Genomic DNA, 10,964 nt, shown 5'->3' with positions numbered 1-10,964 from the left:
AGGTGCATGCCACCACTCAGCTCGTTCCCCCACAACAACAACGCCCCACAAGGGAGTTGGGAGTCGAAGTGGCCTCTTCGGGCTTCAACCGCCGCACCGCGATCGCGGCCGGCCTCGGCACCGCCCTCGCCGCCACCCTGGCCCGCCCCGCGCACGCCGCCGCGTCGGGCGCCGCACCCGCCGCCGTGGACGACCCGGCCGCCGGCGCCGCGCCGTACCACCGGGCGTTCCCCCTGTTCCGCAGCGCCAACATGTCGTCCCCCGACCGGCTCTCCTCCGGGGTCGGCTTCCACTCGTTCCGGATCCCCGCCGTCGTCACCACGAGCACCGGTCGCATCCTCGCCTTCGCCGAGGGCCGACGGCACAACAACAAGGACTACGGCGACATCAACCTCGTCTACAAGCGCACCAGGACCACCACCGACCACGGCGCGGACCCGGCCGGCTGGGAGCCGCTGCGCGAGGTCGTCGGGTCCGGCAACGGCACCTGGGGCAACCCGACCCCGGTGGTGGACGGCAACACCGTCTACCTCTTCATGTCGTGGAACGCGGGCGACCGAAGCTACTTCGGGAACGAACCGCTGCCCGACGGCTCCCGCACCCGGGCCGTGGACTCCACCGACGCCGGCCGCCGGCACCTCTACCTGAGCGCCAGCACCGACGACGGCGCCACCTGGTCGACGCCCCAGCGGCTGACCTCGCAACTCACGCCGGCCGGCTGGGCCTGGGACGCCGTGGGCCCCGGCAACGGCATCCGGATGCGCTCGGGAGAGCTGGTGATCCCGGCGCAGGGCCGGAACATCGTCGGCCGGGGCACCGCGGGCAACCGGACGTGGAGCTACCAGACGCTGCCGCAGCTCTACAACGAGGGCACCGTCGCGCAGACCCCGGACGGCAACCTGTACCGCAACGACCGCCCGCTCAACGGCGACTACCGGATGGTCGCGCGCGGCACGCTGAACGGCTTCGGCTCGTTCGCCGCCGACACCGGGCTGCCTGACCCGATGTGCCAGGGCTCGGTGCTCGCCTACAACATCGACGCGCCCGCCCGCACCATCTTCCTCAACTCGGCCTCGACCAGCAGCCGTCGGGCGTTGCGCGTCCGCATCAGCTACGACGCGGACGCGCGTACCTACACGGCGAGCCGCGCCCTGGCCGACGCCCCGGTCTCCGGGGTCGGCTACGAGGGCGGCTACACCAGCCTGACCAAGACCGCCGACTACCGCGTCGGTGCCCTCGTGGAGACCGACTTCTTCAACGACGAGTCGGGGCCCGACTCGTACCGCGCCCTGCTGTGGCGCCGCTTCAACCTGTCCTGGATCCTCAACGCCTGACGCGCACCGCGCCGCCGGGCCCGGCCGCCCTCACGCGTGCCGCGCCCGGCGCCCCGGTCCCCTGGCGGCCCGCAGCAGTCCGAGGCCGACCAGCGCGAGCACCGCGAGCACGATCCCGACGGTGATGTCGAAGGTGCTCGGCCCGTTCACCCGGGTGTCGCCGCGGCCGAGGACGAAGGGCGCCGCGATCATCCACCCGCCGGCCAGCAGGATCACCAGGTCCGAGCACACGCCCGCGCCCCTGGAGAGCCGGCGCCCCGCGACGAACACCACGATCAGGCCCATCACCAGCTCGTTGCTGCTGGCGTCCCTGGCGTTGTCCGCCATCTGACCCGCCACCCAGGGCCCGAAGAACAGCGCCGCCCCGGCGATCAGCATCAGCACGCTGACGATGTCGTCGTGCTGCCCCTTCCGCAGGGCGCGCCGCCGGGCGGCGGCCCGGCGAGCGGCCGGCGTGGCCCCGTCTTCCCGCATCTCGGGGGTCTCCCGTGCCATGGCGCCTCTCCTTCCGCCACCGAGGGATCAAGAAGTCCGCCTCGGGTACCCAACCTTTCGCGGTCCATACCAGTCACCCTTGTGCGCCATCTTCTGTTCCACACGTGATCAGCTTTGGGGGGTTGACATGAGGATTACCTTTCTGCTCAACAACGCCTACGGGATCGGCGGCACGATCCGGTCCGTGGCGAACCTGTCGGGGGGACTCGCGGCCCGCGGCCACCGGGTGCGGGTGACGAGCCTGTACCGGCACCGGGACACCACCAGCTTCGCGTTCGACCCGCGGGTGCCGATCGAGACCCTGATCGACCAGCGGCCCGGTTCGCGCGACCTCGCGCTGCCCGAGGCGTCGGCGCCGAGCGAGCTGCTGCCGCACTGGCGGGACGGCGTCTCGCTGCTGAGCGACCGCCGCATGGCCGACCACCTGGCGTCCCTGGACGCCGACGTGGTGATCTCCACCCGGCCGACGCTCAGCCACTACCTGGGCTCGTTCGGCGCCGGACGCCCGTATCTGCGGGTCGGCCAGGAGCACTCCACGCTGGGGACCCGCAAGCGGGCCGCGCGGGACCTGCAGTTGGCGGCCGTGCCGCTGCTCGACGCCTTCGCGCCCGTCTCGGCCGCGGACGCCGACGCCTACCGCGCGGCGCTGCCGGCCGTCGCCGAGCGGATCGTCCGGATCCCCAACTCCTCGATCCCGCCGGCCGTCGCGCCGTCCACCGGCGACAGCCGGGTGATCGTGGCCGCCGGCCGGCTGGTGGACCAGAAGCGCTACGACCGCCTCCTCGACGCCTTCGCGCGGCTGACCGACGAGTTCCCCGACTGGCGGCTGCGGATCTACGGCCGGGGGCCGCTGCGCGGCGAGCTGCGGGCCCGCATCGAGAAGCTCGGCCTGTGGGACAGGGCGCGGCTGATGGGCGCGGTCTCCCCGATCGAGACGGAATGGGCCAAGGGCTCGATCGCCGCCGTGACGTCCTGGTGGGAGTCGTTCGGCCTGACCATCGTGGAGGCCATGGCCTGCGGGGTGCCGGTGGTGTCCACCGACTGCCCGACCGGCCCGGCCGAGATCATCACGCCGGGTCGGGACGGGCTGCTGGTCCCCGAGGACGGCGGCCCCGAGGCGATCGCCCGCGGCCTGCGCACCCTGATGGCGGACGACGCGCTGCGCCGCCGGATGGGCGAGGCGGCGCTGGAGACCGCCGGGCGCTACACGCCGGACGTCGTCGCCCAGCGCTACGAGGAGCTGTTCGCCCGGCTGCGTCCCGAGGCGGCCAGGGCCGGCCTCGGGGGCAGGCTGCGCGGCCTGCTCGGCCGCCGCGGGCCCAGGCCGCGGGCCGGGGCCCTCTCGACGACGCCGGAGCCCGGCCGGGGGCCGGCCGCGCACGCCGTCGCCCGCCGGGACGGCGGCCTGGTCGTCCACGTCGCCCCGGCGGCCCGCGGCGATCTGGTGCTCAGGCTGCGGGGCGCGGCGCGGCGTACCGAGGTGCGGGTGCCGCTCGACCGCGAGGGCCGGGCCGTGGTGGCGCGGGACGCGCACGACCTGGCCGAGGGCCGCTGGGACGCCTTCCTCGCCGCCACCGGCCTCGGCAGGCCCCGGCGGATCGCGGCGCGGCTGGTCGAGCAGGCGGCCCTGGTCACGGCCCGCCCGACCGTCGGGGCCGGGGGCGTCAGCGCCTGGATCCCCTACACCACCAAGGACGGCAACCTCACGCTGCGGGTGTGGCGGCGCCCGGCGCACGCCGAGGTGGAGTCCGTCGAGGTGACCGAGGAGGCGACCACCGTCACGGTCACCCCGCTGCCGGCCACGACCGAGGTGCGCGGCGCCGTGGCCAGGCCCGGGGAGGGCGAGCCGCTGGCGCTGCCGGTGGAGCGGGGCGGCGACGGCCGGCCGCGGGTGGTCCTGCGCCACGAGCTGGCCTCCCGGCTGGCCGCCGCCGACAGCTGGCTTCTCCAGCTCACCGTTCCCGAAGGCCCGCCCGTCCCGCTGGCCCGGCTGGCGGGCGACACGGCCGACCGCAGGAGGACGGGCGCGCACCCGACGGTCAGCCGCGACGGCGTCGATCTGCGCCTCGCCTTCACCTTCGACAACGAGCTGACCCTCGTCACGACGCCGAGCGGCACGAACGCCTGAATCCGGCCCACGGTCATGCCGCGGCCGCGTCAGGAGGCGCTCCGGTGCCAGGCGCCGTCGTCGCTGCTCGCGACGACGTCGGCGAACCGCGGCAGCGTCCACAGGTCGGGCTCGTCGGCCACCGCGAGCAGCGCCCGCAGCCCGTCGACGAGCCCGCGCCGGTGCTCCGCCGGCAACCGGTCGGCCAGCGTCGCCATCTCCCGGCGGCGCTGGTCGAGCACCCGCGCCACCAGGTCGCGCCCGGCGGCGGTCGGGGTGAGCACGACCTCGCGCCGGTTGTCCTCGTTGACCCGCCGGTCCACCAGGCCGGCCGTCTCAAGCCGCGCCACGGTGCGCAGCGCCGTGGACGGGTTCACTCCCAAGGCCCGGGCCAGCACGGCGAGTTTGGCCGGGGCGCAGGCGTCGAGCACCACCAGCGACCGCAGTTGGGCGAGTGACAGGGTCTCGTCCACCCTGGCGAGCGCCCGCGCGGACACCCCCACCATCAGCCGGGCGGCGGCCATCAACGAGGAGACCAGCTCCTCGACCCGCTCGGCGTCACCTTCGTCGCTTTCCATCGGGCCATGGTAGGGAGCCGGCACCCGTGGTGACGGGTGCCGGCTCCGTGGCGGACCTGGCCGTTCGCGGTTACGGCGTGACGACCCGGCCGCCGAAGGTCACGTTGAGGCGGCCGTCGGAGGCGAAGGACCAGCCGAGGGCGCCGGAGTACGTGGCGCAACGGGAGCCGTTGCTGCCGGAGTACCACTGGTTGGAGCTGTCGGAGTTGCCGACGATCCGGTCGTTCGAGCCGCCGTTGCACGAGGTGTTGTTGCGGAACACCGAGGTGCCGGCGTCGAAGTTGAAGTTGCGCTCCTCGCTGCCGATGCTCACGTTGTTCGAGATGGTCATCGTGCCCGGGTTCCGGTTGTAGGTGAACCCGTGCTGACCGTTGTCGACGGCGATGTTGCGCCGGATGACGTGGTTGATCGGGACGTCCTCGCCGCCGAGCTTGTAGCCGTTGCGGTCGCCGTTGGACAGCTGGGTGCCGTCGCTGAGGGTGCCGTTCTCGTAGGAGAGGGAGTCCTCGACGGTCACCGGGCCGATCGCCTCCTCGTCGGCGTAGGTGTAGAGGTCCCAGCCGTCGTCCGCGTTGTTGTGGGCGACGGCGTAGCGGAAGACGTTGCCGTTGCCGACGGTGAGCTTGGCGGCGAAGCCGTCCGCGTCCTCGCCGTCGGAGTCGGCGTTGTCGTGCGACTCGGCGCTCAGCACGAGGTTGTTCGACGGCCACTGGGCGCGCGGGGTGCTGGAGGAGATCCGCGCGATCTGCAGCCCGGTGTCGCGGTTGTACCGCGTCACGGTCCGCTCCAGGACGTTGTTGTTGCCGCCGACGAAGATGCCGTTGTCACCGGCGCGCTCCACGGTGATGCCGTAGACGTGCCAGTAGTTGCCGTTGACGGCGAGCCCACGGTTGGATGAACTCTCGCTCTGCGCGGAGAAGTTCAGCACCGGCCGCTCGCCGTTGTAGGCGGTCAGCCGGGTGCGGGCGCTCGACGTGCCGTTGTTGCCCGCCGGGATGGTGACGGTCTGCGAGTAGTTGTAGGTACCACCGCGCAGATAGATCGTCCCGCCGGGGTCGACGCGGCTGATCGCGGAGGTGAGCGTCGTCGGGGCGGATATCGTGCCGGCGGCGCCGTCGGTGCCGTTCGGCGCCACGTACAGCGTGGCGACGGCGGCCTCGACCGGGGCCGCCTGCGCGGTGCCGATGGTGGTCAGTCCCGCTCCGGCGACGAGCAGACCTGCGCACCAGGCAGTCGCCACCGTTCTCGCTTTCCTTCGTGCGGGCATGTCGTGCCTTCCTTCCCAGACGGCTCTGCATGGGGGGTGGGGGGCCGCGCGGCTCGGGCGGAGTTCAGGCTAGATCGTCCGGTGTGGACGATCAGGGGCACGATGTGGACTATCGCGCGCATCCTGTAAACCAGTGGAGAGGGAGAACATGGAGCAGCGGATCTTCGACCGGACCGGCCAGCGGGTGTCCGCGGTCGGCCTCGGCACCTGGCAACTCGGGGCCGACTGGGGCGAGGTGAAGGAGGACGAGGCGCTCGCGGTGCTCGAGGCGTCCGTCGAGGCCGGGGTGACCTTCTTCGACACCGCGGACGTCTACGGCGACGGGCGCAGTGAGCGGCTGATCGGCCGGTTCCTGCGGGAGTGCCCCGACGCCGGGGTGCTGGTCGCCACCAAGATGGGCCGCCGCACGGCCCAGGACCCGGCGCTGTTCACCCTGGACAACTTCCGCTCCTGGACGGATCGTTCACGCCGGAACCTGGGCGTCGACCGGCTCGACCTGGTGCAGTTGCACTGTCCCCCGACGCCGGTGTTCTCCTCGGACGCCGTCTTCGACGCGCTGGACACCCTCGTCGCCGAGGGGCGGATCGCGGCGTACGGGGTGAGCGTCGAGACGTGCGCGGAGGCGCTGACCGCCATCGCCAGGACCGGCACGGCGAGCGTGCAGATCATCCTCAACCCGTTCCGGCTCAAGCCGCTGGAGGAGGTGCTGCCGGCCGCCGCCGACGCGGGCGTCGGCGTCATCGCGCGGGTCCCGCTGGCCAGCGGCCTGCTGTCCGGCAGGTACACCGAGCGCACCGTCTTCCCGCCGGACGACCACCGCACCTACAACCGGCACGGCGAGGCGTTCGACCAGGGCGAGACCTTCTCCGGCGTCGACTACGCGACGGGCGTGGCGGCGGCCGTGGAGTTCGCCGCACTGGCCCCCGGGGGAGCCAGCCCGGCCCAGACGGCGCTGCGCTGGATCCTCCAACAGCCGGGGGTCTCCACGGTGATCCCGGGCGCCCGCGACCGCGAGCAGGCCACCACCAACGCCGCCGCGGCGGCGCTCCCGCCGCTACCGGACCACACCCTGGACGCCATCCGCGACCTCTACGACCGCCGCATCCGCCCCCTCGTCCACCACCGCTGGTAAGCGCGCCCGGCCGGGCCCAGCCGGGCGGGGCCACCAAACCCGGCGCGCCGGCTGGCCGGCGCCGGGCCGGTCAGCCCCGCCCGGCCCGCCGGGTTCCGGAACGCCGACGGCGCTCGGGCCTTCAGCGCCAAGACACTCGGCAAACCGCGACCAGGCAAGCTTCGCCGGGCCCCGGCGAAGCCGGGCGAACCAGGCCGCAACGGTGGAACCGGCCGAGCCCTCGGCCAGCCCGCCCCAGCCCCACGACGGAACGGGCCGGGGACGGCTGGCACCAGGCCGCCCGCCCGGCCCGGGCGGGCGGGTCAACGCCTGCCAAGCCAGGCCCGCCCGGCGGGTTCGCCGCGGCCCGGCGCAGCCGGGGGGCCGGCGCCGGGCCCGACGACAGCAGGCCGGGCCCTCGGCAAGTCCGCCGCCCCGCGACGACGGAACAAGCCGGGGTGGCGGACAGCTCCAAGCGCCTCCGCCCGCCAACCGGGCTGCTCGGCGGTGCCGGGCGCCACGAAGCGGCCGCCCGGCGGAACACCTGCGCGAGCCCTTGGCCGCCGGCCAGGCAGGGGCCGAGCGGCTGCGCCCCGGCCACCGCCCCACCCAGAGCCGGCGCCCCCTTCGAGGGCCCTCAGCCCGCCAGGGCGATAGCGCCCCGACCACCGCCCCACCCGGGACCGGCGCCCCTTCGAGGGCCCTCAGCCCGCCAGGGCGGTCCCGCCCGCCAGGGCGACAGCGCAATCGCGTTGGAGCGCGATGTCCGACCACATGCTGTGGTGCGGCGCCGCGTTGGAGCAGACGACGGCGCCGCGGGCGCCGACGCGGGCGCTTTCCGCGATGGCGCGGCGGCAGAACGCCGCGCCGACCGGGCCCTCCTCGAAGGTGCCGAGCCGGGGGGTGTAGCCGATCCAGCCCTCGCCGAAGACCAGCGGCACGCCGGCCGCCGCCGCCCAGTCGGCGGCCGCGTCGATCCAGGTGACGAGCCGCTGTTCCATGGCGAGGCGGTGGATCGCGTAGCGGTCGTAGAGCCAGGCGTCCCACTTCCGCGGGTCGCACCAGTCGTGGACGTACAGCTCGCGGTGCTGGACGATGGTGGCGTCGAGCCGCCACCGGTCCTCGGCCGGCGGCAGCCAGTCGGCGAGGTCGGGCGCGTCGGGCCGCAGCAGGTCGTGGCGGACGGCGTCCTGGGGGAAGGGCCGGTCGGGGGCGCGCAGCGCGTAGGTGTCGATGAGCTCGTCGAGGACGCCGTAGACGTACGGGTGGAAGGCCGCCACGTCCGCGCCTGCCGGGATGCCGCGCAGTGACCCCACGGGCACGGTCGCGTAGTTGACGGTGACCGGCCGGTCCGGGTGGCGTTCCCTGAAGCGGGCGATGCCGCGTTCGAGGCGCGGTCGGAGGGCGACGACCCGGTCCGCGTCGGCGGGCAGCCCGTCGGCGAGGCGGCCGGCCTGCACCTCGTTGTGCAGTTCGGTGAAGGCGACCCGGTCGTCGAGCCCGCCGTGGGCGGCGAGGAAGTCGATGAGGTCGGCCTGCGCGTCGGCCAGCGCCTCGGCGCGCCGCTCGGGGTCGATGGCCATCAGCGCGTCGAACCACCGGCGGTCGCCGGCGAAGGAGGGGCTCTGCTGGTACTCCCAGCTGGAGAGGATGACGAAGCAGTCGTGCCGGCGGGCGGCCTCGAACAGCGCGAGCAGGTGGGCGCGGCCGTCGATCTCGGTGCTGGCGCGGACGTCGTACCAGCGGACCCGCTGCCCGAACTCGCCGCCGAGCGGGTCGATGCGCAGTCGGCCGGTGTCGAGTCCCGAGCGGAAGAGCAGGTACGGCATGGCGCAGATCCGCACGGTGTTGTAGCCGCGCTCCACGGCCTCGGCGAAGGCCCGGTCGAGGTCCTCGAAGGGTTCGCCGGGGCCGGTGCGGGTGTACCAGGTGAAGTCCCAGAGGGAGATGACCAGCTTCTCGGGCAGCTGGTCGGGGAGCGGGGTGGGCACGGTGGTCGTGGCCTCTCTGTGTCGGCCCTTCCGGGCGGTCGGCGGCTGACGGCTCCGGGCGGCTCGGAAAGTGGGTTCATCGTCCGATCGGCTCATCGGCCTGTCAAGAACTATTCATAAATAATAGCCAGGCTAGACTGGGCGGGTCAGGTCCCCGTCCACTCCTGGGAGCTCGTCATGGCGGCCTACTCAGCCCGCGGCGTGCACGGACAGGTGGTGCACCACCTGGGCGCGCGCATCGTCGGCGGCGAGTTCGCCGAGGGCGACACGCTGGACGTGCGGGCCCTGGGCGAGCAGCTGGACGTCAGCCTCACCGTGATGCGCGAGTCGCTGAAGGTGCTGGCCGGCAAGGGGCTGATCGACGCCCGGCAGAAGCGCGGCACCTTCGTCCGCGCCCGCTCGGCCTGGAACCTGCTCGACCCGGACGTGATGCGCTGGCGGGTGGTGAGCGGCGACTCGGGGCAGCTGCTGCGGGACCTGGCCGACGTGCGTTCCATAGTCGAGCCGGCCGCGGCCCGCCGGGCCGCGCTGCGCCGGACCGAGGCCGACCTGGCCGCGCTCGACGCGGCGCTGGCCGCGATGGCCGGCGCGCGCGGCGACTCGGCGGCGGCGACCGAGGCCGACACCGCGTTCCACCGGGCCCTGCTGGCCGCCACCGGGAACGAACTCCTCAGCCGGCTCGACCTGTTGCTAGAGCCCGGGCTGCGGGAGCGGGACCGCCTGGTGCACGCCCACCCGGCGGCCGGCGATCCGGTGCCGAGCCACCGGGCGGTGCTGGACGCGGTCCGCGACCGGGACGCGGCGCGCGCCGAGCTGGCGATGCTCGACCTGCTGGCCAAGTCGGCCGAGGACCAGGGCCTGTTGGCGGCCGGCGACAGCTGACCTTCGGCCAACGGCCGCTCGCCCCAAGGGTGTCGGGCCGGTATCGATCCGCGGTCACCCCTTGACGGGCCGGGAAACACGGCAGCAACATCTGTAAACGATTACAGCCGCTGGAAACGATTACAGCGATCGGGAACTCCCCCAACAAAAGGGACGGATTGGGATGTCGAACGGTGGACAACCGACCATCGTGTCGATCGCGCGGCGCGCCGGCGTCTCGACCGCCTCGGTCTCCCGCGTGCTCAACGGCCAGGGGGCCCGCCGGGACACCACCGAGCGGGTGCGCCGCGCCGCCGCGGAGCTCGGCTACGTGCCCAACGCCGTGGCCCGCTCCCTCAAGGACGGCAGGACCAGGCAGCTCACCTTCGCCGTGCCCGACATCGGCAACCCCGTCTACGTGGCGATGGTCCGGGCGATCCAGGCCGTCACCAAGGCCGCCGGCTACCGCCTGCTGCTGCACTCGACCGACGCGGTGGCCGAGGACGAACTGGCCGTGCTGCGCAGCCTCGGCGACCGCACCAGCGACGGGCTCATCCTCTGCCCGATCCGCATCACCGACGCGCACCTGGCGGCGCTGGCCTCCGCCGCCGGCCCCGTGGTGGTGATCGGCTCGCTGCCGGAGCCCGGCCCGGTGGACAGCGTGCGGGCCGACTCGGTCGCCGGCGCCGCGCTGGCCGTGCGCCACCTGTACGAGACGGGGCGGCGGCGGATCGCGTACATCGGCGGCCCCTCGGACACGGTCCCGGGACACAACCGCGACCTCGGCTACCGCGCCGCGCTCGCCGAGTGCGGCCTCCCCCACGACCCCGACCTCGTCGTCCACACCGACTTCGGCATCGAGCAGGGCCGGGCCGCGGCCGAGCGGCTGCTCCCCGCCCGCCCGGACGCCGTCTTCTGCGCCAACGACCAGCTGGCGCTCGGCGCCGCGCACGCCCTGCTCGCGCACGGCCTGCGGATACCGCACGACCTGGCCGTGGCCGGCATGGACGACAGCACGCTCGCCCAGGCCGGCTGGCCGCCGCTGACCAGCGTCGACCTCGGCTCCGCCGAACGCGGCCGGCGCGCCGCCCGGATGCTGCTCGACCGACTCGAAGTCCCGGCCGGGAACCCGCTCGTGCCCGCGCCCAGGACCACCACCACCCCGCCCCGCCTCGTCGTGCGCGCCTCCACCGCGCCGGCGACCGACCCCAGAAGGTGAC

Annotated in this window: 9 protein-coding genes; 5 read left to right on the top strand and 4 right to left on the bottom strand. The window is 74.1% G+C overall.

Features of this window, described 5'->3' with window-relative positions:
• The first annotated feature begins 68 nt into the window (after positions 1–68).
• Positions 69–1,334, top strand: a complete 1,266-nt coding sequence (locus tag RNC47_RS04570) for an exo-alpha-sialidase (protein ID WP_311595715.1) — start codon at positions 69–71, stop codon at positions 1,332–1,334.
• Between the two features lie 30 nt (positions 1,335–1,364).
• Here the strand turns inward: RNC47_RS04570 and RNC47_RS04565 are convergent, their stop codons facing one another.
• The gene (locus RNC47_RS04565; protein ID WP_311595714.1) at positions 1,365–1,829 is read right to left on the bottom strand and encodes an SPW repeat domain-containing protein; all 465 of its coding nucleotides are present in this window, start codon (positions 1,827–1,829) and stop codon (positions 1,365–1,367) included.
• 127 nt (positions 1,830–1,956) lie between these two features.
• Here RNC47_RS04565 and RNC47_RS04560 point away from each other — a divergent pair, with 127 nt between their 5' ends.
• Positions 1,957–3,957, top strand: coding sequence for a glycosyltransferase family 4 protein (locus RNC47_RS04560; RefSeq protein WP_311595713.1), 2,001 nt, complete (start codon positions 1,957–1,959; stop codon positions 3,955–3,957).
• A gap of 29 nt (positions 3,958–3,986) precedes the next feature.
• On the opposite strand, the gene RNC47_RS04555 is transcribed toward RNC47_RS04560, so the two are convergent.
• Together RNC47_RS04555 and RNC47_RS04550 are read right to left on the bottom strand one after the other, a co-directional pair.
• Positions 3,987–4,514, bottom strand: a complete 528-nt coding sequence (locus RNC47_RS04555) for a MarR family winged helix-turn-helix transcriptional regulator (RefSeq protein ID WP_311595712.1) — start codon at positions 4,512–4,514, stop codon at positions 3,987–3,989.
• Positions 4,515–4,584: 70 nt separating this feature from the next.
• On the bottom strand, positions 4,585–5,781 hold the full coding sequence (locus RNC47_RS04550) for a silent information regulator protein Sir2 (RefSeq protein ID WP_394814703.1): 1,197 nt from the start codon (positions 5,779–5,781) through the stop codon (positions 4,585–4,587).
• A 148-nt stretch (positions 5,782–5,929) separates the two neighbouring features.
• Between RNC47_RS04550 and RNC47_RS04545 the strand changes: the two genes are divergently transcribed.
• Positions 5,930–6,913: an aldo/keto reductase gene (locus tag RNC47_RS04545; protein WP_311595711.1), complete on the top strand. Its 984-nt coding sequence runs from the start codon at positions 5,930–5,932 to the stop codon at positions 6,911–6,913.
• Positions 6,914–7,596: 683 nt separating this feature from the next.
• On the opposite strand, the gene RNC47_RS04540 is transcribed toward RNC47_RS04545, so the two are convergent.
• Positions 7,597–8,883 (bottom strand): cellulase-like family protein, encoded by a 1,287-nt coding sequence (locus RNC47_RS04540; protein WP_311595710.1) that lies wholly within the window; start codon positions 8,881–8,883, stop codon positions 7,597–7,599.
• 177 nt (positions 8,884–9,060) lie between these two features.
• Here RNC47_RS04540 and RNC47_RS04535 point away from each other — a divergent pair, with 177 nt between their 5' ends.
• Entirely contained in the window at positions 9,061–9,765 is a 705-nt protein-coding gene (locus RNC47_RS04535; RefSeq protein ID WP_311595709.1) for a FadR/GntR family transcriptional regulator, read from the top strand.
• 163 nt (positions 9,766–9,928) lie between these two features.
• Complete coding sequence (locus RNC47_RS04530) at positions 9,929–10,963, top strand: LacI family DNA-binding transcriptional regulator (RefSeq protein ID WP_311595708.1); 1,035 nt, start codon at positions 9,929–9,931, stop codon at positions 10,961–10,963.
• Position 10,964 lies beyond the last annotated feature (1 nt).

Source organism: Streptomyces millisiae (assembly GCF_031845425.1).
GTDB lineage: Bacteria > Actinomycetota > Actinomycetes > Streptomycetales > Streptomycetaceae > Streptomyces > Streptomyces millisiae.
The sequence above is the reverse complement of the archived record's forward strand: the minus strand, read 5'-3'. Positions and strand labels throughout refer to the sequence as shown.

What these genes read in the sequence shown, in the direction of transcription:
- RNC47_RS04565 (WP_311595714.1), bottom strand. Translation starts at nt 1,829, where the DNA reads ATGGCACGGGAGACCCCCGAGATGCGGGAAGACGGGGCCACGCCGGCC.
- RNC47_RS04560 (WP_311595713.1), top strand. Translation starts at nt 1,957, where the DNA reads ATGAGGATTACCTTTCTGCTCAACAACGCCTACGGGATCGGCGGCACG.
- RNC47_RS04555 (WP_311595712.1), bottom strand. Translation starts at nt 4,514, where the DNA reads ATGGAAAGCGACGAAGGTGACGCCGAGCGGGTCGAGGAGCTGGTCTCC.
- RNC47_RS04550 (WP_394814703.1), bottom strand. Translation starts at nt 5,781, where the DNA reads ATGCCCGCACGAAGGAAAGCGAGAACGGTGGCGACTGCCTGGTGCGCA.
- RNC47_RS04545 (WP_311595711.1), top strand. Translation starts at nt 5,930, where the DNA reads ATGGAGCAGCGGATCTTCGACCGGACCGGCCAGCGGGTGTCCGCGGTC.
- RNC47_RS04535 (WP_311595709.1), top strand. Translation starts at nt 9,061, where the DNA reads ATGGCGGCCTACTCAGCCCGCGGCGTGCACGGACAGGTGGTGCACCAC.
- RNC47_RS04530 (WP_311595708.1), top strand. Translation starts at nt 9,929, where the DNA reads ATGTCGAACGGTGGACAACCGACCATCGTGTCGATCGCGCGGCGCGCC.